This is a genomic window from Superficieibacter sp. BNK-5, from assembly GCF_047456055.1.
Taxonomy (GTDB): domain Bacteria; phylum Pseudomonadota; class Gammaproteobacteria; order Enterobacterales; family Enterobacteriaceae; genus Superficieibacter.
In genome coordinates, this window is record NZ_CP179893.1 from 1 (window position 1) to 22,798 (window position 22,798).

Here is a 22,798-nt window from a genome sequence, read left to right on the forward strand (position 1 = left end):
TTGATGCCTGGCAGTTCCCTACTCTCGCATGGGGAGACCCCACACTACCATCGGCGCTACGGCGTTTCACTTCTGAGTTCGGCATGGGGTCAGGTGGGACCACCGCGCTAGTGCCGCCAGGCAAATTCTGTTTATCAGGGTGCATTCCGCACACTGATTAATCTGTAATCAGGCTGAAAATATTCTCTCAAATCCGCCAAAACAGCTTCGGCGTTGTAAGGTTAAGCCTCACGGTTCATTAGTACCGGTTAGCTCAACGCATCGCTGCGCTTACACACCCGGCCTATCAACGTCATCGTCTTTAACGTTCCTTCAGGAGACTTTAAGTCTCAGGGAGAACTCATCTCGGGGCAAGTTTCGTGCTTAGATGCTTTCAGCACTTATCTCTTCCGCATTTAGCTACCGGGCAGTGCCATTGGCATGACAACCCGAACACCAGTGATGCGTCCACTCCGGTCCTCTCGTACTAGGAGCAGCCCCCCTCAGTTCTCCAGCGCCCACGGCAGATAGGGACCGAACTGTCTCACGACGTTCTAAACCCAGCTCGCGTACCACTTTAAATGGCGAACAGCCATACCCTTGGGACCTACTTCAGCCCCAGGATGTGATGAGCCGACATCGAGGTGCCAAACACCGCCGTCGATATGAACTCTTGGGCGGTATCAGCCTGTTATCCCCGGAGTACCTTTTATCCGTTGAGCGATGGCCCTTCCATTCAGAACCACCGGATCACTATGACCTGCTTTCGCACCTGCTCGCGCCGTCACGCTCGCAGTCAAGCCAGCTTATGCCATTGCACTAACCTCCTGATGTCCGACCAGGATTAGCTGACCTTCGTGCTCCTCCGTTACGCTTTAGGAGGAGACCGCCCCAGTCAAACTACCCACCAGACACTGTCCCCACGCCAGATTATGGCGCCAGGTTAGAACATCAAACATTAAAGGGTGGTATTTCAAGGTCGGCTCCACGCAGACTGGCGTCCACGCTTCAAAGCCTCCCACCTATCCTACACATCAAGGCTCAATGTTCAGTGTCAAGCTATAGTAAAGGTTCACGGGGTCTTTCCGTCTTGCCGCGGGTACACTGCATCTTCACAGCGAGTTCAATTTCACTGAGTCCCGGGTGGAGACAGCCTGGCCATCATTACGCCATTCGTGCAGGTCGGAACTTACCCGACAAGGAATTTCGCTACCTTAGGACCGTTATAGTTACGGCCGCCGTTTACCGGGGCTTCGATCAGGAGCTTCTCTTGCGATAACCCCATCAATTAACCTTCCGGCACCGGGCAGGCGTCACACCGTATACGTCCACTTTCGTGTTTGCACAGTGCTGTGTTTTTAATAAACAGTTGCAGCCAGCTGGTATCTTCGACTGGTTTCAGCTCCATCAGCAAGTGACTTCACCTACGCACCAGCGTGCCTTCTCCCGAAGTTACGGCACCATTTTGCCTAGTTCCTTCACCCGGGTTCTCTCAAGCGCCTTGGTATTCTCTACCTGACCACCTGTGTCGGTTTGGGGTACGATTTCGTGTTACCTGATGCTTAGAGGCTTTTCCTGGAAGCAGGGCATTTGTCACTTCAGCACCGTGGTGCCTCGTCATCACGCCTCAGTGTTAACAGCGTTCCGGATTTACCTGGAACACCCACCTTCACGCTTAAACCGGGACAACCGTCGCCCGGCCGACATAGCCTTCTCCGTCCCCCCTTCGCAGTAACACCAAGTACGGGAATATTAACCCGTTTCCCATCGACTACGCCTTTCGGCCTCGCCTTAGGGGTCGACTCACCCTGCCCCGATTAACGTTGGACAGGAACCCTTGGTCTTCCGGCGTGCGGGTTTTTCACCCGCATTATCGTTACTTATGTCAGCATTCGCACTTCTGATACCTCCAGCAGCCCTCACAGGCCACCTTCAACGGCTTACAGAACGCTCCCCTACCCAACGACGCATAAGCGTCGCTGCCGCAGCTTCGGTGCATGGTTTAGCCCCGTTACATCTTCCGCGCAGGCCGACTCGACCAGTGAGCTATTACGCTTTCTTTAAATGATGGCTGCTTCTAAGCCAACATCCTGGCTGTCTGGGCCTTCCCACATCGTTTCCCACTTAACCATGACTTTGGGACCTTAGCTGGCGGTCTGGGTTGTTTCCCTCTTCACGACGGACGTTAGCACCCGCCGTGTGTCTCCCGTGATAACATTCTTCGGTATTCGCAGTTTGCATCGGATCGGTAAGTCGGGATGACCCCCTGGCCGAAACAGTGCTCTACCCCCGAAGATGAATTCACGAGGCGCTACCTAAATAGCTTTCGGGGAGAACCAGCTATCTCCCGGTTTGATTGGCCTTTCACCCCCAGCCACAGGTCATCCGCTAATTTTTCAACATTAGTCGGTTCGGTCCTCCAGTTAGTGTTACCCAACCTTCAACCTGCCCATGGCTAGATCACCGGGTTTCGGGTCTATACCCTGCAACTTAACGCCCAATTAAGACTCGGTTTCCCTCCGGCTCCCCTATACGGTTAACCTTGCTACAGAATATAAGTCGCTGACCCATTATACAAAAGGTACGCAGTCACCCCATAAAAGAGGCTCCCACTGCTTGTACGTACACGGTTTCAGGTTCTTTTTCACTCCCCTCGCCGGGGTTCTTTTCGCCTTTCCCTCACGGTACTGGTTCACTATCGGTCAGTCAGGAGTATTTAGCCTTGGAGGATGGTCCCCCCATATTCAGACAGGATACCACGTGTCCCGCCCTACTCTTCGAGTTCACAGCATGTGCATTTTGGTGTACGGGACTATCACCCTGTACCGCCGGACTTTCCAGACCGTTCCACTAACACGCATGCTGATTCAGACTCCGGGCTCCTCCCCGTTCGCTCGCCGCTACTGGGGGAATCTCGGTTGATTTCTTTTCCTCGGGGTACTTAGATGTTTCAGTTCCCCCGGTTCGCCTCATGCCACTATGTATTCATGACATGATAGTGTGACGAGTCACACTGGGTTTCCCCATTCGGGTATCGCCGGTTATAACGGTTCATATCACCTTACCGGCGCTTATCGCAGATTAGCACGCCCTTCATCGCCTCTGACTGCCAGGGCATCCACCGTGTACGCTTAGTCGCTTAACCTCACAACCCGAAGCGGTTTCACTTCGCGTTGCGAAAATTTGAGAGACCCACGAACAACTCACGTTGTTCAGTGTTTTTCAATTTTCAGCTTGATCCAGATTTTTAAAGAGCAAAACTTCGCAGTGAACCTTCTCAGGTACACTCTGAAGTTTTCTTGTTTCGGACAGTAAAGGATGGTGGAGCTATGCGGGATCGAACCGCAGACCTCCTGCGTGCAAAGCAGGCGCTCTCCCAGCTGAGCTATAGCCCCATCGTAAATCTCGCTCACCGGAATTTTTCCTGAGGCAAGGCGTGGTGACGCGAAGCATACTTATGTATGTGAGCGTTGCCACAACGCAGCATTCAGGGAAAATTTGGTAGGCCTGAGTGGACTTGAACCACCGACCTCACCCTTATCAGGGGTGCGCTCTAACCACCTGAGCTACAAGCCTGCAGAGATTTTTTACTGCCCGTTTTTCATCAGACAATCTGTGTGAGCACTACAAAGGCGGTTCTTTAAGGTAAGGAGGTGATCCAACCGCAGGTTCCCCTACGGTTACCTTGTTACGACTTCACCCCAGTCATGAATCACAAAGTGGTAAGCGCCCTCCCGAAGGTTAAGCTACCTACTTCTTTTGCAACCCACTCCCATGGTGTGACGGGCGGTGTGTACAAGGCCCGGGAACGTATTCACCGTGGCATTCTGATCCACGATTACTAGCGATTCCGACTTCACGGAGTCGAGTTGCAGACTCCGATCCGGACTACGACATACTTTATGAGGTCCGCTTGCTCTCGCGAGGTCGCTTCTCTTTGTATATGCCATTGTAGCACGTGTGTAGCCCTGGTCGTAAGGGCCATGATGACTTGACGTCATCCCCACCTTCCTCCAGTTTATCACTGGCAGTCTCCTTTGAGTTCCCGGCCGGACCGCTGGCAACAAAGGATAAGGGTTGCGCTCGTTGCGGGACTTAACCCAACATTTCACAACACGAGCTGACGACAGCCATGCAGCACCTGTCTCACAGTTCCCGAAGGCACCCCGGCATCTCTGCCAGGTTCTGTGGATGTCAAGACCAGGTAAGGTTCTTCGCGTTGCATCGAATTAAACCACATGCTCCACCGCTTGTGCGGGCCCCCGTCAATTCATTTGAGTTTTAACCTTGCGGCCGTACTCCCCAGGCGGTCGACTTAACGCGTTAGCTCCGGAAGCCACGCCTCAAGGGCACAACCTCCAAGTCGACATCGTTTACGGCGTGGACTACCAGGGTATCTAATCCTGTTTGCTCCCCACGCTTTCGCACCTGAGCGTCAGTCTTTGTCCAGGGGGCCGCCTTCGCCACCGGTATTCCTCCAGATCTCTACGCATTTCACCGCTACACCTGGAATTCTACCCCCCTCTACAAGACTCTAGCATGCCAGTTTCGAATGCAGTTCCCGGGTTGAGCCCGGGGATTTCACATCCGACTTGACACGCCGCCTGCGTGCGCTTTACGCCCAGTAATTCCGATTAACGCTTGCACCCTCCGTATTACCGCGGCTGCTGGCACGGAGTTAGCCGGTGCTTCTTCTGCGGGTAACGTCAATCGACAAGGTTATTAACCTTATCGCCTTCCTCCCCGCTGAAAGTACTTTACAACCCGAAGGCCTTCTTCATACACGCGGCATGGCTGCATCAGGCTTGCGCCCATTGTGCAATATTCCCCACTGCTGCCTCCCGTAGGAGTCTGGACCGTGTCTCAGTTCCAGTGTGGCTGGTCATCCTCTCAGACCAGCTAGGGATCGTCGCCTTGGTGAGCCGTTACCCCACCAACTAGCTAATCCCATCTGGGCACATCCGATGGCAAGAGGCCCGAAGGTCCCCCTCTTTGGTCCGAAGACGTTATGCGGTATTAGCTACCGTTTCCAGTAGTTATCCCCCTCCATCAGGCAGTTTCCCAGACATTACTCACCCGTCCGCCACTCGTCAGCGAAGCAGCAAGCTGCTTCCTGTTACCGTTCGACTTGCATGTGTTAGGCCTGCCGCCAGCGTTCAATCTGAGCCATGATCAAACTCTTCAATTTAAGTTTGATGCTCAAAGAATTAAACTTCGTAATGAATTACGTGTTCACTCTGAGACTTGGTATTTCTTTTTCGTCTTTCGACGTTTAAGAATCCGTATCTTCGAGTGCCCACACAGATTGTCTGATAAATTGTTAAAGAGCAGTTGCGACGCGGCTTACAGCTCACCGTCGCGAGGTGGCGTATATTACGCTTTCCTCTTTCAGAGTCAAGCGTTAATTTCGCTTTTCTCTGCTGAGGTTCCCGGAGGAGCCTCGCTAACCGGTCGGCTTGTTTGCCGTTGTTCCGTGTCAGTGGAGGCGCATTATAGGGGGTTATTCCGGGCTGACAAGTATAAATTTAAAAAAACCTATCGTTCGCTTATTTTTCATCCAAACCCGGTAAAAAGGTCTCTTTTTAGCTCATTATTTAAACAAAAACGGACCCCGCAGGGTCCGTTTAGCATTACCACTCACTTACTGTACGGCAGCGATGCGCTCATCCTGTACGATCAGCTTGATTGCTTTTCCCGGAATTAACGCCCCGGAAAGGATCTGCTGCGCCAGCGGGTTTTCGATCTGTTGCTGGATGGCTCGTTTCAGAGGTCGTGCACCATAAACCGGATCGTAACCATTCTGGCTGAGCAATTGCAGTGCCTCATCGGAAATGTGAACTTCATAGCCACGTTCTTCCAGACGTTTATACAGACGTTGCAACTGGATCTGCGCAATTGAAGCAATATGTTTTTCACCTAATGGATGGAACACAACCACTTCATCAATACGGTTAATGAACTCCGGCCGGAAGCTATGACTGACTACGCCGAGCACCAGTTCCTTCATACTGCCATAGTCCAGATCGCCAAAGCGTTCCTGAATCAGGTCCGACCCCAGGTTTGAAGTCATGATCACTACCGTATTACGGAAGTCGACCGTTCTCCCCTGTCCGTCGGTCAGACGTCCATCGTCAAGCACCTGTAGCAGAATGTTGAATACATCCGGATGCGCCTTCTCTACTTCATCCAGCAAGATGACGGAATAGGGACGACGACGCACCGCTTCCGTCAGGTACCCACCCTCTTCATAGCCGACATATCCCGGAGGCGCACCGACCAGACGTGAGACGGAATGTTTCTCCATAAACTCGGACATATCGATACGCACCATCGCGTCATCGCTGTCGAACATAAAGTTAGCCAGCGCTTTACACAGTTCCGTTTTACCCACGCCGGTCGGCCCCAGAAACAGGAACGAACCAATCGGACGGTTTGGATCGGACAGGCCCGCACGGCTACGGCGAATCGCATTCGATACCGCCTCAACGGCTTCATTCTGCCCAATCACACGGCTATGCAGCTCCTGCTCCATACGCAGCAGTTTCTCACGCTCGCCTTCAAGCATTCTGGCGACGGGGATCCCCGTCCAGCGCGCCAGCACCTCTGCAATTTCCGCATCGGTGACTTTATTACGCAGCAGGCGCATGGTTTTGCCTTCAGACTGCGTTGCCGCCGCCAGCTGTTTTTCCAGCTCGGGAATTTTGCCGTACTGAAGTTCAGACATTCGGCCCAAATCGCCTACACGCCGCGCCTGCTCAATGGCGATTTTCGCCTGCTCCAGCTCGGCTTTAATCGTCTGAGTCCCGGAGAGAGACGCTTTCTCCGCTTTCCACTCTTCTTCCAGTTCAGAATACTGACGCTCTTTTTCACTTAACTCTTCGTTAAGCATATCCAGACGCTTCAGACTGGCTTCATCCGATTCTTTTTTCAGCGCCTGCTGTTCCAGTTTCAACTGAATGATACGGCGATCCAGGCGGTCCAGCTCTTCCGGCTTCGAGTCGATCTGCATACGAATGCTGGATGCGGCTTCGTCAATCAGGTCGATGGCTTTATCCGGCAGTTGACGATCCGCAATATAGCGATGCGATAACGTGGCCGCCGCAACAATCGCCGGGTCGGTGATCTGCACGTGATGATGCAGTTCATAGCGTTCTTTCAGGCCGCGCAGGATCGCGATGGTATCTTCCACTGACGGCTCGGCAACGAACACTTTCTGGAAACGACGTTCCAGCGCCGCATCTTTTTCGATGTACTGACGATATTCGTCCAGTGTCGTGGCACCTACGCAGTGCAGCTCGCCGCGGGCCAGCGCCGGTTTCAGCATGTTGCCGGCATCCATCGCGCCGTCCGCTTTACCCGCGCCAACCATCGTGTGTAGTTCGTCGATAAACAGGATCACATTGCCTTCCTGTTTTGACAGATCGTTAAGCACGCCTTTCAGCCGCTCTTCAAATTCACCGCGGTATTTCGCCCCCGCCACCAGCGCGCCCATATCCAGCGCCAGCACCCGACGGCCTTTTAAGCCCTCCGGCACCTCGCCATTAACGATACGCTGCGCCAGCCCTTCGACAATGGCGGTCTTACCGACCCCAGGCTCACCAATCAGCACCGGGTTATTTTTGGTACGCCGTTGCAGAACCTGGATCGTACGGCGGATTTCTTCGTCGCGGCCAATGACCGGGTCAAGTTTACCCTGCTCGGCGCGCTCGGTCAGATCGACGGTATATTTTTTCAGGGCCTGACGCTGGTCTTCGGCCCCCTGATCGTTCACGCTGTCACCTCCGCGCATATGTTCAATCGCCTGTGTCACATTCGCCGTCGTCGCCCCGGCTGATTTCAGCAGGTCGGTCAGCGTACCGCGTGATTCAAGCGCCGCCAGAACAAACAGTTCCGACGAGATAAAGTTGTCGCCCCGTTTTTGCGCCAGCTTGTCGCAAAGATTCAGCACGCGCACCAGATCCTGAGACGGTTGCACGTCGCCGCCGGTGCCTTCCACCTGCGGTAAACGGCTTAACGCCTGATCGATAGCCGTGCGAAGCTGACCGGCATTCACGCCAGCCGAGGTGAGTAAAGGACGCACCGATCCCCCTTCCTGATTCAGCAAGGCGCTCATTAAGTGCAGGGGTTCGATAAACTGGTTGTCTTGCCCAAGTGCAAGAGACTGGGCATCGGCAAGAGCAAGCTGGAATTTGTTGGTAAGACGATCCAGACGCATGATTCCTCCCATAACAGGTCAAATTTGCTACTGGAGATTAAATGAGGTCATCCCTCAATTATTCAAGGTTAAAGACCTGAGTATGTGAAAAAAAAGTTACGTCTGGATCGTCTTGATTCTATAGGTTATCTCAGCCAAACGAAACTTGCCATACGGCCCGTTGTTTTGTCGCGTCGATAAGAGAAAAATTGCTGCTTTTCGCTAAACGTGCAGCGGTCCCCGCCGTAGATATTAGTCACCCCGGCGCTGGCCAGCCGCTGACGGGCCAGCAGGTAAATATCGGCGAAGTATTTTTCACCGGCGGGACGAAATGCACTGACGGCTTCAGCCGCTTTTGCCATAAAAGCCTCGCGCACTTCCGCGCCGACTTCAAATGCCTCAGGACCGATCGCCGGCCCAAGCCAAGCCAGAATATTTTCAGGTTTGTCATTAAAGCACGCGAGGGTCTCTTCCAGCATGCCTTCACATAACCCGCGCCATCCTGCATGCGCCGCGGCCACTTCGGTTCCGGCCCGGTTACAGAATAAAACAGGCAAACAATCCGCGGTCATGACCGCACACACGGTGCCGGGCGTCGCGCTATAGGATGCGTCAGCCCGTTTAGAGAGGTATGGCCCGCCGGTAAGCGGCAACACCGCTGTACCGTGGACCTGTTCAAGCCAGACAGGCTTTGAAGGCAGACCGCCCGCAGCAAACAGTCGTGTGCGGTTCTCCTCGACATGTTCCGGGTTATCGCCACAGTGTGCTCCCAGGTTCAGAGAGTCATACGGCGGCAGGCTGACGCCGCCGATACGCGTAGAGCTACAGGCCCCTACGCCTTCCGGCGCGGGCCATTGCGGGACGATCACATTTGTCATAGCCAGGCAACATCATCCTTATGTTCTTCAAAATCGGCACGCATGGCGGCAATAAGATCGACCATGTCCTGTGGGATTGGCGCATGCCATTCCATCTCAATCCCGCTGATGGGATGATACAGACGCAACATGGTCGCGTGCAGCGCCTGACGATCAAATTTGCGCAGTTCGCTAATAAATTCTTCCGAGGCGCCTTTCGGCGGACGCGGACGACCACCGTAGAGCTGATCGCCGACCAGCGGGTGCGTGATGTGTGACATATGCACGCGGATCTGGTGAGTACGCCCGGTTTCCAGACGCAAACGCAGGCGCGTATGAATACGGAAATGCTCCATGATGCGATAGTGCGTGACCGCCGGTTTACCCATCGGATGAACGGACATATGCGTGCGTTTGGTCGGATGACGGCTGATCGGCTCGCTTACCGTTCCGCCCGCCGTCATATGGCCGATCGCCACCGCTTCATATTCGCGGGTTATTTCGCGTAGCTGCAGCGATTCCACCAGCCGGGTCTGCGCCGGGACGGTTTTTGCCACCACCATCAGACCGGTAGTGTCTTTATCCAGACGGTGAACGATACCCGCACGCGGAACATCGACAATCGGCGGATAGTAATGCAGCAGCGCATTCAGCACTGTCCCATCCGGGTTGCCCGCGCCAGGGTGGACCACGAAATCGCGCGGTTTATTAATGACGAGGATATCGTCGTCTTCGTAGACGATATTCAGCGGGATGTCCTGCGGCTCGAAGCGGGCTTCCTCTTCGATTTCAGCATTGATGGCGACGCTTTCTCCACCCAACACTTTTTCTTTCGGTTTGTCGCAAATTTTGCCGTTGACCTGCACTTGTTGACCGAGGATCCAATCTTTTATTCGCGATCGCGAATAATCAGGGAACAATTCGGCCAAAGCCTGATCTAAGCGTTGACCGAGTTGAGTTTCGGACACCGTTGCGGTGAGTTGTACTAGTTGTGCCATAGACAGCTTCTTCGTTTAACGTTGGGTTTTACGGCTTTGCCGTATAATATAGTGTGCTATTGTAGCTGGTCTTAATCGGGAGCAGGAACAGTTAATCTCCCGCATAAACATTCTGAGGAAGTCAAAACGTCATGACGCGCATGAAATATCTGGTGGCAGCAGCCACACTGAGCCTGGCTTTGGTGGGATGCTCCGGCTCAAAGGAAGAGGTACCTGATAATCCGCCTGCGGAAATCTACGCGACTGCTCAGCAAAAACTGCAGGACGGTAACTGGAAACAAGCAATAACGCAACTGGAAGCGCTGGATAATCGTTATCCATTTGGCCCTTACTCTCAGCAAGTACAGCTGGATCTGATCTACGCATATTATAAGAATGCCGATCTGCCGCTGGCCCAGGCCTCTATCGATCGCTTTATGCGCCTGAATCCAACCCATCCTAACATCGACTATGTGATGTACATGCGTGGGTTGACCAACATGGCGCTGGACGATAGCGCACTTCAGGGCTTCTTCGGCGTCGATCGTAGCGATCGCGATCCGCTGCATGCCCGCGATGCGTTTAACGATTTCTCTAAACTGGTACGGGGTTATCCGAACAGCCAGTATGTGACCGATGCTACTAAGCGTCTGGTATTCCTGAAAGATCGTCTGTCTAAGTATGAGTACTCCGTTGCGGAATATTATACCCAGCGTGGCGCGTGGGTAGCGGTGGTTAACCGTGTTGAAGGTATGTTGCGCGACTACCCTGATACGCAGGCCACTCGCGACGCTCTGCCGCTGATGGAAAACGCTTACCGTGAAATGCAGATGAATACTCAGGCTGAGAAAGTAGCGAAAATCATTGCCGCCAACAGCAGCAACACCTGATTTTCCCTGGAAAGACAAAACGGCAGCCTGCGGGCTGCCGTTTTTTTACCGCTTGCTGAGTGATTCGACTCAGATCATCCCATCGAATATGGCGGGTAATTTCGCTTACTTCAAGCAAAAAAACGCCTCTTCATGTTCTGCCTCACAAAAAGTCTTTGCTGACAAAAAGTGACAAAAAAATGTGATTTTAATCACGCAAATTGCCATTGGGCGCGTTATGCTGAAGTTACCAAGACGGAAAGACAAGAGGTAAAATTTATGACAGTGAACATTACCAGCAAGCAAATGGAAATCACCCCGGCAATACGCCAACATGTCGCCGACCGTCTCGCCAAACTTGATAAATGGCAAACTCACCTGATAAACCCGCACATTATTCTGTCAAAAGAACCGCAGGGGTTTACTGCTGATGCAACAATGAATACGCCTAATGGACACCTTGTTGCCAGCGCCAAACATGAAGATATGTACGCCGCCATTAACGAATTGATCAACAAGCTGGAACGGCAGCTCAATAAAGTGCAGCACAAAGGCGAAGCGCGCCGTGCCACCACGTCGGTGAGAGACGCCAACTTCGTTGAAGAAGAAGTTGAAGAAGAAGAGAAGTAATCCCTTATATTGAGTGTATCGCCAACGCGCCTCCGGGCGCGTTTTTTGTTGACAGAGTGAAAACAGAGCGGGTACTTTACGTAAACCGACATCAGGAATTCACTATGAAAATCATCCCGTTTTTCTTCGCATTCTTTTTTACCTTCCCCTGAACGGGAGGCGTTTCGTCGTATGATAAAGAATGCGAAGACGAACAATAAGGCCTCCCACTCCGGGGGGCCTTTTTTATGGACATGAGACAGGCGAGATTATGACTGAGGAAAACCCGTTACTGACCCTGCGCGATAAAATCAGCGCGCTGGATGAACAATTACTGGCATTACTGGCCGAGCGCCGTGGGCTGGCCGTGGAAGTGGGCAAAGCGAAGCTTACTTCCCATCGCCCGGTGCGTGATATCGACCGCGAGCGTGCGTTGCTGGAGAGGCTCATTCAGCTTGGAAAAACCCACCAACTTGACGCCCATTACATTACCCGTCTGTTCCATCTGATTATTGAAGATTCCGTCCTGACTCAGCAGGCTCTCCTTCAGCAGCACCTGAATAAAACCAATCCGCATTCGGCACGTGTTGCCTTTCTGGGTCCCAAAGGCTCTTATTCTCATCTGGCGGCGCGTCAGTATGCCGCGCGCCACTTTGCTCAGTTTATTGAAAGCGGCTGTGCGAAATTCGCCGACATTTTTAATCAGGTCGAAACCGGGCAGGCCGATTACGCGGTGGTGCCGATTGAGAACACCAGCTCTGGCTCAATTAACGATGTTTACGATCTGCTCCAGCACACCTCGCTCTCTATTGTCGGGGAAATGACGGTGACTATCGATCACTGCCTGCTGGTTTCGGCCACCACTGACGTTAATAAAATCAAGACGGTTTACAGCCATCCGCAGCCGTTCCAGCAGTGCAGTCAATTTATTAATCGCTATCCACACTGGAAGATTGAATATACCGAAAGCACGTCGGCAGCAATGGAGAAAGTGGCGCAGGCGGCATCCGGTGAGGCGGCCGCACTCGGTAGCGAAGCGGGCGGCGCGCTTTACGGTCTGCAGGTACTGGAGCGTATCCAGGCTAATCAGAGCCAGAATTTCACCCGCTTCGTGGTACTGGCGCGCAAGGCCATCGACGTTTCAGAGCAGGTGCCGGCGAAAACCACGCTGCTGATTGCCACCGGCCAGCAGGCTGGCGCGCTGGTGGAGGCGTTACTGGTGCTGCGCAACCACAATTTGATCATGACCAAACTGGAATCGCGGCCGATTTACGGTAACCCGTGGGAAGAGATGTTTTATCTGGATATCCAGGCCAATCTCGAATCACGGGCGATGCAGGACGCGCTTAAAGAGCTGGCTGCAATCACCCGTTCTATGAAAGTGTTAGGCTGCTATCCGAGTGAAAACGTGGTGCCGGTCGATCCGGTTTAACCTTCAATAAACGGCCGTTTCTTCACCCCTGCCACATTCACAGGCAGGGTGAAGATCGCGCCGGAGAGCGGATATTGCGCCACTTCCTGCGCGTCCATATTTTCCCGCGTGGTGGTAATAAACAGCGTTTTCATCTCCGGACCGCCAAAGCAGATCATCGTCGGACAGCGCACAGGTAGCCGGTACTCCTCCAGCTGTTCGCCCTGCGGTGAAAAGCGGGCAATGCGCCAGCCGTCAAACATCGCACTCCAGTAGCAACCCTCAACATCTACCGCCGCGCCGTCCGGACTCCCCTCCCCCTCCGCGAACTGACGGAAGATTTCACGCTGCCCCGGCCTACCCTGGTGGTCCAGCGGCGTACGGTAAATAACGTTATTGGGCGTATCGGAGCTGTACATCCACTTTTCATCTTCGCTAAAAGCAAGTCCGTTGGCACCCCGAATATCGCTCTGGATCACATGCGGGGTGAGATCGTTATCCACTCTCACCAGCAGCGCACCGTTATAATCGCCGGGAGACCAGAACGTGCCCGCATAAAAACGCCCGTTCCGATCGGTGCCACCGTCATTGAAACGCGCCAGTTGGGGGTTGGATGGGTTATCACACACCTTGTGCGTCAGCAGGCCGCGCGCATCCGTCAGCCAGATAGCATTGCGTAACGCAACGATGAAACCACCCTTCTCCCTGAGCGCAAAACAGCCCACCTCTTCAGGAAAGCAAAGCACCTGATGATCACCACTTTGCGGGTGAAAACGATGAATTTCGCCTTCAATAATATCGGCCCAGTAGAGCGCCTGTTCCTCTTCGCTCCAGGTCGGGCATTCCGGCAGATGCCCGGTATATTCAAACAGTGGTTGCAGTACAGCCATGTCTTCTCCCTAATAAAAAAGCCAGCGGGTCTCCCCTCTGGCTTTTGAGTATATACAGGATTTTTAATTACTGACGGCTATCATTCGCCTGGCGCAGTAGACCCCGGCTTTCGCTCTGGAAACGCTGCGCGTAATCGCCAAACCAGTGCTCTACTTTACGGAAGCTATCGATAAAGGCTTGCTTGTCGCCATGTTCCAGAAGCTGAATGGCATCGCCAAAGCGCTGGTAGTAACGCTTGATGAGCGCAAGGTTATCGCCTGACGCCATAATAATGTCGGCGTAAAGCTGCGGGTCCTGGGCAAACAGGCGTCCCACCATAGCCAGTTCCAGACGATAAATCGGCGAAGAGAGTGCGAGAAGCTGCTCCAGCTGCACGTTTTCTTCCGCCAGATGCAGCCCATAGGCGAACGTCGCAAAGTGGCGCAGCGCCTGGATAAACGCCATGTTCTGATCGTGTTCCACCGCGCTGATGCGGTGCAACCGCGCGCCCCAGACCTGGATTTGCTCAAGTAACCACTGGTAGGCTTCCGGCTGACGGCCATCGCACCATACCACCACCTGCTTGGCAAGGCTACCGCTGTCCGGGCCGAACATCGGGTGCAGCCCGAGTACCGGGCCTTTATGCGCGGCGAGCATCGCCTGCAACGGCCCGTTTTTCACCGAGGCCAGATCTACCAGGATACAGTCCTCCGGCAGCGTCGGCAGTTGGTGAATAATCTGCTCCGTCGCATGGATCGGTACGCTGACAATCACCATTCCCGCATCGGCGACAATCTCCTCCGCCCGCGCCCAGTCCTCTTTTTCAAGGATTTTTACCCGGTAGCCGGAGAGGGTGAGCATTTTTTCAAACAGGCGTCCCATTTGACCCGCGCCGCCGACGATGACTACCGGCCGCAGCGTCGGACAGAGCGTTTTGAAGCCTTTGTCGTTTTCGCTGGAATAGGATTCCCGCATCACGCGGCGCAGCACATCTTCGATCAAATCCGGCGGCACGCCCAGCGTCTCAGCTTCTTTACGCCGAGACGCCAGCATGGAGGACTCACGCTCAGGAACATAAATCGGCAGGCCGAACTGGCTTTTTACTTCACCCACTTCGGCCACCAGCGCCAGACGCTTAGCCAGCAGCCCCAGCAGCGCCTTATCCACTTCATCAATTTGATCGCGTAACGCGGTCAACTCAGCAACCATAACTAACCTCTTATGCCAGACGCGCCGCCATGTGGCCCTTCAAATCGCGATCGATTTCGCGCAGTAACGCATCGGTCGTTTCCCAACTGATGCAGGCATCGGTGACGGAAACGCCGTATTGCATTGCGCTACGCGGCTGCTCAGAAGACTGGTTCCCTTCATGAATATTACTTTCAATCATCAGGCCGATGATGGAACGGTTACCATCTTTGATTTGTGCAACCGCGGATTCCGCAACTGCGGGCTGACGGCGGTAGTCCTTATTAGAATTCCCATGGCTGCAATCTATCATCAGAGAGGGCTTGAGTCCCGCCTGAGCCATCTCTTTTTCACACTGCGCCACGTCTGCCGGACTGTAGTTCGGCGCTTTGCCGCCGCGCAGGATCACGTGACCATCCGGGTTGCCCTGGGTTTGCAGCAGACAGACCTGGCCCGCCTGGTTAATCCCGACAAAGCGGTGGGATTGCGCCGCAGCACGCATCGCGTTAATGGCAGTTGCCAGACTGCCGTCGGTGCCGTTCTTAAAGCCCACCGGCATGGATAAACCAGACGCCATTTCGCGATGAGTTTGCGATTCGGTCGTGCGTGCGCCGATGGCTGACCAGCTAAACAGATCGCCCAGGTACTGCGGGCTATTAGGATCCAGCGCTTCGGTTGCCAGCGGCAGCCCCATATTGACCAGGTCTACGAGCAGGTGACGCGCAATTTTCAGACCGGCTTCAACATCAAACGAACCATCCATGTGTGGATCGTTAATCAATCCTTTCCAGCCGACGGTGGTACGGGGTTTCTCAAAATAGACGCGCATTACCAGGTAGAGGCTATCGCTGACCTCTGCGGCAAGGGTTTTAAATCGACGAGCGTATTCCAGTGCCGTTTCCGGATCGTGAATAGAACAGGGGCCGCACACTACCAGTAAACGAGGATCGCGTCCGGCAATGATGTCGGAGATGGTTTTACGCGATTGCGCGATCTGCGCTTCCTGCGCTGCGCTGAGCGGGAACTCGGCTTTCAGCTGATCCGGGGTAATTAAAATCTGTTCGTCGGCGATATGTACGTTGTTCAGCGCGTCTTTTTGCATGATGGCAATCCTGTCTGGCTCGTTTGCGATAAAAGGATCCTCAGCAGAGGAGAAATTCACGATACCACAAACGGTAAAGAATTCAATACAAAATACGTACACTTTAGTTTACACAAGTAAAATAATCTCCTTTTCAGGCTATCAATACTGTAACCAATACTTTACATCATTAATGTGCAAAAGCCTGAGCCGGTCTCTCAGGCTTCGCACATCAGAAGTCTTATACGCTTTGACTGGCTATCCGTTGACTGCTTTTTCTCCAGCGCAGATAGTCAATCAACACAAAAATCAGCAAACTGGCGCCCATTACCGGCATCGCCGTTCCCAGCGCAAGCGCGCCGATCAGCATACACACCCGCCCCGCTATGGATAGCTGCGCCACGCTTTGCCATAGTGGGGTTAATGCACCAGCAGCCGGACGGCGGATCCACCATAAGCGGTAGCCAACAACAATGCTCACGCACAGCGCGATGCCAAAGGCGATCAGCAGCAGCTGGTTAGGCAGACCAAATAAAATACCCATATGAAAGCCACGCCCCAGCGCGTCAGCTTCGCCATCAGCGGGAAGTCAGAAAAATGGGTACTGTCGACGATCTGCATGGTTCCACTGTCCACCGCGACGGCGTCTACCTGCGTCGGCCAGCGACGGTCAATTTCGGTGACGGTCCACGCACGATCGGCGCTACGGGCCGGACGAATTTCGACGTTATTAGCCTCGATCCCGGCGGACTGCGCGACATGCAGTACCGCATCAAAATTAGCCAGAGAAGGTTTATCATCCGCCATGACCATTCCACCGTGATGCATATGGTGTTCCGCATGCGGATCGTGAACGTCGGCCTTTCCCTGAAGCTGAGTATTCACCTGCGGCGTCAGCCAGTTAAACGCAGCACGCATTTTATCGACGTTTGCTCCCGCCCACTGCGACCATGTCAGGCCAGTCGCAGAGAACAGCAGCATGCCCGCCAGTAGCAACCAGCCAAGCGTGACATGCAGGCGGCGAGTGTTCTGGACCCGATTGTTGAGTCGACGTTTAGGACGGGTAAAAAACCACAGCGTGATCCCTCCCAGCGCTGCAATCCACATCCACGATGCGGCCAGCTCGCTGTAGTTTCTGCCGATATCGCCGAGCAGCAACGAGCGGTGCGCGTAGTCGATCCACTGACGGAACGGTAAAATGCCGCTGGTGCCGTAAACCGTCATATCCCCTTTCACCGCAAGCGTCACCGGATCGATAAAAATCGCCCGGCTTTCAGACACGCCTGATGCAGGATCGACATACATCACCCGGGTCGTTTCGCCCGCCTCCAGCCCGGGTCGCACTGCCTGGATGGGCAAATGTCCGCCTGTCACCTGCTCTGCAATCGCAATCTGCTGCGCAAGCGACTGTTTGTCGCCCTGCACAGTCCCGTGTAGCGCATCGGCATAGATCCACGCCTCAAGCTGAGGCGTGGCGACGTAGAGCGTTCCGGTTAAGGCCGCAACAAAAATAAAGGGGCCGACAAACAGGCCAATATAGAAATGAAGACGCCGCAGCAGGGTGATCCATACCGCGCGTGGGGTGCAGGTTGTCATACTTTTCCTCAGATAAAGTCAAAAAGCGCTATACGCAGGCGCGCATAAACGTCAGATCAGAATTGGGGTAAAGCAGACGCACGCGGCGGCGCGCGGGTATCGGGATACAACCAGGGAAAGAAATACCAGTGTTTAACGGTCGGGCGCGGCGGTTGCGTCTTCTGTCTGAGCAGCACAGCGCACAGCAGGATGGTCAGCGCCAGAAGCAGCCCAGGAACGTGCGCCAGCAGCACACAGTAGCCGCAGGCTTCGCCATGATCGACAGGCATCGTTGTCGGCGCATTATGCTCACCATGGTCGGCCATCATGCTCATATCATGATGCATTCCTGGCATGGCACTCATGGGATCCTGTTGCAGAGAGACGGAAATCAGCGGAGCGACGACGATCAGCAGGATCGCAAACAGCGCGAGCCATGCCGCTGTGCGTGTCTTACCTGGCTGACGTAGTGCGTTGTTAATCACTTACCCTCCCGCTGCGAGCGGACATTGTAAATGATTTATGTCGAAACAGTTAACGCAATGCGTTCTCAATGGATGAAAAAAGGGCCAGCCCACTGGCCAGCCCTTTTATATGGATGTCGCGAAAGCGATATCTTAGTTAAGACGCTCTTTGATACGAGCAGACTTACCAGTACGCTCACGCAGGTAGTACAGTTTAGCTTTACGTACAGCACCACGACGTTTAACAGCAATGCTGTCAACTACCGGAGAGTGAGTCTGGAAGACACGCTCAACGCCTTCGCCGTTGGAGATTTTGCGAACAGTGAATGCAGAGTGCAGACCGCGGCTACGAATAGCGATAACCACGCCCTCAAATGCCTGCAGACGTTTTTTGGAACCTTCAACAACCCATACTTTCACTTCCACGGTATCACCCGGACGGAAGGAAGGTACGTCCTGCTTCATCTGCTCTTGTTCAAGTTGCTTAATAATGTTGCTCATAATTTAATCTCTTATCCTGGGTAAACTGATATTTGGGGGCTTACGCCTGCCCATCATGTCTATGTTGCCGTTACGCGTGCTCTTTTTTGAACTCCGCCAGCAACCTTGCTTGCTCTTCAGTCAGAGCCAGGTTTTCCAGAAGTTCAGGTCTTCTAAGCCAGGTGCGGCCCAGCGACTGTTTCAAACGCCAGCGACGTATCTCAGCATGGTTTCCCGACAGTAAAACCGGCGGTACTTCCATCCCTTCTAACACTTCAGGACGCGTGTAGTGGGGGCAATCCAGCAACCCGTCAGCAAAGGAATCTTCCGTTGCTGATGCTTCATGACCCAGAACCCCCGGAATAAACCGGGCGACCGAATCAATCAGCGTCATTGCGGGTAACTCACCACCGCTGAGAACGTAATCGCCGATAGACCATTCTTCGTCAATCTCGGTTTGAATTACGCGCTCATCTACGCCTTCGTAGCGACCACACACCAGAATCAGTTTCTGATTCGTTGCCAGTTCGCTGACGCCCGCTTGATCAAGCTTGCGTCCCTGAGGTGACAGATAAATCACCTTAGCGCCTTCCCCTGCCGCTTCTTTTGCTGCATGAATGGCATCCCGTAAAGGTTGCACCATCATTAACATCCCCGGTCCGCCGCCGTAAGGACGTTCGTCCACGGTACGGTGCCGGTCATGCGCGAAATCGCGAGGACTCCAGCTCTGGATGTTCAGCAGGCCATTTTTTACAGCCCGGCCAGTTACCCCGTAATCGGTAATTGCGCGAAACATTTCAGGAAACAGGCTAACAATACCTATAAACACAAGCCTATCCCCACTACGCCGTCATTTACCGTTTATCCGGTGGTTTAAAAACCAGGATCCCAATCTACTTCAATAGTACGAGTAGCGAGATCGACTTTCTTGATAACCTGTCCATCGAGGAACGGTACGAGACGTTCCTTGATACCAAACGCATCTTTCAGGTTTGCCTTAATGACGATCACGTCATTTGAGCCGGTTTCCATCATATCGACGACTTTACCCAGCTCGTAGCCTTCAGTGGTGACTACCTGGCAACCCATAAGGTCTTTCCAGTAGTAGCTACCGTCTTCAAGCGCAGGCAACTGCGAGGAATCTACGACAATTTCACAATTAGTCAGTACATTCGCGGCATCACGATCGTCAATGCCTTGCAGCTTGATGATCAAATCCTGATTGTGGTGCTTCCAGCTTTCCAGCTGTATTTGCTGCCACTGACCCGCCTTCTGGATAAACCAGGGCTGATAGTCAAAAATGCTTTCGGCCTCTTCGGTGGAAGAAAACACTCTGAGCCAACCACGAATTCCGTAGGGAGAACCCATTTTTCCCAGTACAACCGGTTCAACGGGAACTTGTGCGGCAAGTTGTTTGCTCATCATGACCACCGTGACAGATTAAGCTGCTTTTTTTGCTTCTTTGATCAGCGCAGCAACGCGATCGGAAAGGGTCGCGCCCAGACCAACCCAGTGAGCGATGCGATCCAGATCCAGGCGAGTGCCTTCTTCTTTTTCGCTGGCGATCGGGTTGAAGAAGCCAACGCGCTCGATGAAGCGACCGTTGCGTGCATTACGGCTGTCGGTGACAACAACCTGGTAGAACGGACGCTTTTTAGCGCCGTGACGAGCTAAACGAATAGTTACCATAACATCCTCTTGTGTGAATAAAACACCGGGTCCCATCGAGGGAAGGGACCCGGTGTTATATTAAAAGCCCGAAAATTTTACTGATTTTTGGGGAAATTGCAATCAACAGTTGAAACTCTATTGCAGAAGGCCGTCTGCGGTGCAGGCGTGCGCGCAGCTACCGGGGCGTACACGAAGTACGTGAGGGTGACGAGCACACCCCGGAACCAATATGACAAACAAGCCAGGCCGGTTAACGACCCGGGAAACCTGGCGGCATCATCCCTTTCATTCCGCGCATCATCCCTTTCATCCCACCCTTCTTCATCTTCTTCATCATGCGCTGCATATCGTCGAACTGTTTCAGAAGGCGGTTAACGTCCTGCACCTGCATACCGCAGCCCTGAGCGATACGGCGTTTACGGGAACCTTTAATGATCTCCGGCTTCGCACGCTCTTTCAGGGTCATTGAGTTAATGATGGCTTCCATACGCACCAGGACTTTATCGTCCATCTGCGACTTAACGTTGTCCGGAATTTGCCCCATGCCCGGCAGCTTGCCCATCAGGCTTGCCATGCCGCCCATGTTTTTCATCTGCTTAAGCTGTTCAAGGAAGTCGTTCAGGTCGAAACCGTCACCTTTCTTCAGCTTGCTGGCTAATTTCTCGGCTTGCGCACGGTCGACTTTGCTTTCGATATCTTCGATCAGCGACAGCATGTCGCCCATACCAAGAATACGGGAGGCGATACGATCCGGATGGAACGGCTCCAGCGCTTCGGTCTTCTCGCCGACGCCGAGGAATTTAATTGGCTTGCCGGTGATATGACGAATCGAAAGCGCCGCACCGCCACGGGCATCACCGTCGACTTTGGTCAGCACCACGCCGGTTAACGGCAGCGCTTCATTAAACGCTTTCGCGGTATTGGCCGCATCCTGACCGGTCATGGCGTCGACGACAAACAGCGTTTCTACCGGATTGATAGAAGCGTGAACCTGCTTGATCTCATCCATCATCGCTTCGTCTACGTGCAGACGACCAGCGGTATCCACCAGCAGTACATCGTAGAATTTCAGCTTCGCTTCTTTCAGCGCGGCATTGACGATATCGACAGGCTTCTGCCCGACGTCAGACGGGAAGAAATCGACGCCGACCTGCTGGGCCAGCGTTTCCAGCTGTTTGATGGCCGCCGGACGATAAACGTCGGCAGAAACGACCAGCACTTTCTTCTTGTGCTTCTCGCGCAGAAACTTACCCAGCTTACCGACGCTGGTGGTTTTACCAGCCCCTTGCAGACCAGCCATCAGCACCACGGCGGGCGGCTGCGCGGCCAGATTCAGCACCTGGTTTTCTTCGCCCATCGCCGCAACCAGCTCGTTGCGCACGATCTTGACGAACTCCTGACCCGGCGTCAGGCTTTTATTGACTTCATGACCAACCGCTTTCTCTTTTACGCGATTGATGAACTCACGCACTACCGGCAGCGCAACGTCAGCCTCCAGCAGCGCCATACGCACTTCACGCAGCGTCTCTTTAACGTTCTCTTCAGTAAGGCGTCCACGGCCACTGATATTGCGCAGCGTGCGCGACAAACGATCGGTTAAATTATCAAACATTGTCTCTCGCCTGAGGTGGAAACGGTCGGTCGCTCACGCGACACGTCTACAGAATTTTGCCGCAGTATAACATGAAGCCGCCTTTGTTGTTATGCAACGGTTGGAGCGGAGGTCACGTAACGTTATACTGACGTTCTTTCTTCCCAGTGAACCGTCAATACACCTATGCCTGTTTTTGCGCTGCTCGCTCTTGTTGCCTATTCATTCAGCCTGGCGCTGATTATCCCCGGCCTGCTTCAGAAAAATAGCGGCTGGCGGCGCATGGCGATGCTTTCAGCGGTTATCGCGCTAGTTTGTCACGCTTTTGCTCTGGAAGCGCGCATTTTCCCTGATGGAAACGGTGGCCAGAATCTTAGCCTGCTAAACGTGGGGTCGTTGGTCAGCCTGATGATTTGTACGGTGATGACCATTGTCGCCTCGCGTAATCGCGGCTGGCTGCTGCTGCCCATTGTGTATGCGTTTGCGTTTATCAACCTCGCTTTCGCCACCTTCGTACCGAACGAATTCATCACCCATCTGGAGACGACCCCGGGGATGATGATCCACATTGGGATGTCGCTGTTTTCCTACGCCACGCTGATTATTGCCGCGCTTTATGCACTACAGCTGGCCTGGATCGATTACCAGTTAAAAAATAAGAAGCTGGTCTTCAACAGTGAAATGCCGCCGCTGATGAGTATTGAGCGCAAAATGTTCCACATTACGCAGATTGGCGTCGTGCTGCTCACCCTGACGCTGTGTACAGGGTTGTTCTATATGCATAACCTTTTCAGCGTGGAGAATATCGACAAAGCGGTGCTTTCCATTATTGCGTGGTTTGTTTATATCGTTCTGTTGTGGGGCCACTATCATAAAGGATGGCGCGGCCGTCGCGTTGTCTGGTTTAACGTTGCGGGCGCGTGCATTCTGACCCTGGCCTACTTTGGTAGCCGTGTCGTGCAGCAGTTCGTAAGCTAAGGAG

Annotated in this window: 17 protein-coding genes, 2 tRNA genes, 3 rRNA genes, 1 pseudogene and 1 other annotated feature; of the genes and pseudogenes, 5 read left to right on the forward strand and 18 right to left on the reverse strand. The window is 53.6% G+C overall.

Annotated features, from left to right (window positions below):
* Positions 1-5 precede the first annotated feature (5 nt).
* From rrf to rluD, 8 genes are all read right to left on the reverse strand, one after another.
* Positions 6-121: ribosomal RNA gene (gene rrf, locus ACMGGS_RS00005) — 5S ribosomal RNA — on the reverse strand.
* A 96-nt stretch (positions 122-217) separates the two neighbouring features.
* A 23S ribosomal RNA gene (locus ACMGGS_RS00010) occupies positions 218-3,124 on the reverse strand.
* A gap of 174 nt (positions 3,125-3,298) precedes the next feature.
* Positions 3,299-3,374 (reverse strand) — tRNA-Ala (locus ACMGGS_RS00015).
* Positions 3,375-3,478: 104 nt separating this feature from the next.
* A tRNA-Ile gene (locus ACMGGS_RS00020) sits at positions 3,479-3,555 on the reverse strand.
* A gap of 70 nt (positions 3,556-3,625) precedes the next feature.
* A 16S ribosomal RNA gene (locus ACMGGS_RS00025) occupies positions 3,626-5,167 on the reverse strand.
* The 16S, 23S and 5S rRNA genes sit together here with 2 tRNA genes alongside, the layout of an rRNA operon.
* 453 nt (positions 5,168-5,620) lie before the next feature.
* Positions 5,621-8,194, reverse strand: coding sequence for an ATP-dependent chaperone ClpB (gene clpB / locus ACMGGS_RS00030; RefSeq protein ID WP_176916897.1), 2,574 nt, complete (start codon positions 8,192-8,194; stop codon positions 5,621-5,623).
* Between the two features lie 125 nt (positions 8,195-8,319).
* Positions 8,320-9,051: a purine nucleoside phosphorylase YfiH gene (gene yfiH / locus ACMGGS_RS00035; protein ID WP_414164552.1), complete on the reverse strand. Its 732-nt coding sequence runs from the start codon at positions 9,049-9,051 to the stop codon at positions 8,320-8,322.
* Positions 9,048-10,028: a 23S rRNA pseudouridine(1911/1915/1917) synthase RluD gene (rluD, locus tag ACMGGS_RS00040; protein WP_414164553.1), complete on the reverse strand. Its 981-nt coding sequence runs from the start codon at positions 10,026-10,028 to the stop codon at positions 9,048-9,050. The genes yfiH and rluD overlap by 4 nt, the downstream gene beginning before the upstream one ends.
* A gap of 131 nt (positions 10,029-10,159) precedes the next feature.
* On the opposite strand from rluD, the gene bamD reads away from it, so the two are divergent.
* The 4 genes from bamD (at position 10,160) to pheA (ending at position 12,917) form a co-directional block, all read left to right on the forward strand.
* Entirely contained in the window at positions 10,160-10,897 is a 738-nt protein-coding gene (gene bamD / locus ACMGGS_RS00045) for an outer membrane protein assembly factor BamD (protein ID WP_276158147.1), read from the forward strand.
* 258 nt (positions 10,898-11,155) lie between these two features.
* Positions 11,156-11,506, forward strand: a complete 351-nt coding sequence (gene raiA, locus ACMGGS_RS00050; RefSeq protein ID WP_414164554.1) for a ribosome-associated translation inhibitor RaiA — start codon at positions 11,156-11,158, stop codon at positions 11,504-11,506.
* A gap of 103 nt (positions 11,507-11,609) precedes the next feature.
* Positions 11,610-11,735: a sequence feature (Phe leader region), on the forward strand.
* Positions 11,611-11,658, forward strand: coding sequence for a pheA operon leader peptide PheL (gene pheL, locus ACMGGS_RS00055; protein WP_103678196.1), 48 nt, complete (start codon positions 11,611-11,613; stop codon positions 11,656-11,658). It overlaps the preceding feature by 48 nt.
* Before the next feature lie 21 nt (positions 11,736-11,756).
* A complete protein-coding gene (gene pheA, locus ACMGGS_RS00060; RefSeq protein ID WP_414164555.1) occupies positions 11,757-12,917 on the forward strand; it encodes a bifunctional chorismate mutase/prephenate dehydratase in 1,161 nt (386 codons plus the stop codon).
* Here pheA and ACMGGS_RS00065 read toward each other — a convergent pair.
* The 10 genes and pseudogenes from ACMGGS_RS00065 to ffh all read right to left on the reverse strand — a co-directional run bounded on the left by ACMGGS_RS00065 (position 12,914) and on the right by ffh (position 21,837).
* Positions 12,914-13,786, reverse strand: a complete 873-nt coding sequence (locus ACMGGS_RS00065) for an SMP-30/gluconolactonase/LRE family protein (protein WP_276158153.1) — start codon at positions 13,784-13,786, stop codon at positions 12,914-12,916. The genes pheA and ACMGGS_RS00065 overlap by 4 nt on opposite strands.
* A 67-nt stretch (positions 13,787-13,853) precedes the next feature.
* Entirely contained in the window at positions 13,854-14,975 is a 1,122-nt protein-coding gene (gene tyrA, locus ACMGGS_RS00070) for a bifunctional chorismate mutase/prephenate dehydrogenase (protein ID WP_414164556.1), read from the reverse strand.
* A gap of 10 nt (positions 14,976-14,985) precedes the next feature.
* On the reverse strand, positions 14,986-16,056 hold the full coding sequence (gene aroF, locus ACMGGS_RS00075) for a 3-deoxy-7-phosphoheptulonate synthase AroF (protein WP_194208105.1): 1,071 nt from the start codon (positions 16,054-16,056) through the stop codon (positions 14,986-14,988).
* A 220-nt stretch (positions 16,057-16,276) separates the two neighbouring features.
* Positions 16,277-17,631: pseudogene (locus ACMGGS_RS00080) on the reverse strand (PepSY-associated TM helix domain-containing protein).
* A 56-nt stretch (positions 17,632-17,687) separates the two neighbouring features.
* The gene (locus ACMGGS_RS00085) at positions 17,688-18,092 is read right to left on the reverse strand and encodes a DUF2946 domain-containing protein (RefSeq protein WP_276165155.1); all 405 of its coding nucleotides are present in this window, start codon (positions 18,090-18,092) and stop codon (positions 17,688-17,690) included.
* Between the two features lie 135 nt (positions 18,093-18,227).
* The gene (rplS, locus tag ACMGGS_RS00090; RefSeq protein WP_006687325.1) at positions 18,228-18,575 is read right to left on the reverse strand and encodes a 50S ribosomal protein L19; all 348 of its coding nucleotides are present in this window, start codon (positions 18,573-18,575) and stop codon (positions 18,228-18,230) included.
* Positions 18,576-18,645: 70 nt separating this feature from the next.
* On the reverse strand, positions 18,646-19,383 hold the full coding sequence (gene trmD, locus ACMGGS_RS00095; protein WP_176916906.1) for a tRNA (guanosine(37)-N1)-methyltransferase TrmD: 738 nt from the start codon (positions 19,381-19,383) through the stop codon (positions 18,646-18,648).
* A 44-nt stretch (positions 19,384-19,427) separates the two neighbouring features.
* Positions 19,428-19,976, reverse strand: a complete 549-nt coding sequence (gene rimM, locus ACMGGS_RS00100) for a ribosome maturation factor RimM (RefSeq protein ID WP_176916918.1) — start codon at positions 19,974-19,976, stop codon at positions 19,428-19,430.
* An 18-nt stretch (positions 19,977-19,994) separates the two neighbouring features.
* Complete coding sequence (gene rpsP / locus ACMGGS_RS00105) at positions 19,995-20,243, reverse strand: 30S ribosomal protein S16 (RefSeq protein ID WP_176916907.1); 249 nt, start codon at positions 20,241-20,243, stop codon at positions 19,995-19,997.
* A 232-nt stretch (positions 20,244-20,475) separates the two neighbouring features.
* Entirely contained in the window at positions 20,476-21,837 is a 1,362-nt protein-coding gene (ffh, locus tag ACMGGS_RS00110; protein WP_414164557.1) for a signal recognition particle protein, read from the reverse strand.
* A 165-nt stretch (positions 21,838-22,002) separates the two neighbouring features.
* On the opposite strand from ffh, the gene ACMGGS_RS00115 reads away from it, so the two are divergent.
* Positions 22,003-22,794 carry an inner membrane protein YpjD gene (locus tag ACMGGS_RS00115; protein ID WP_276158174.1) on the forward strand — a complete coding sequence of 264 codons (792 nt, stop codon included), beginning with the start codon at positions 22,003-22,005 and terminating at the stop codon, positions 22,792-22,794.
* The last annotated feature ends 4 nt before the right edge of the window (positions 22,795-22,798 follow it).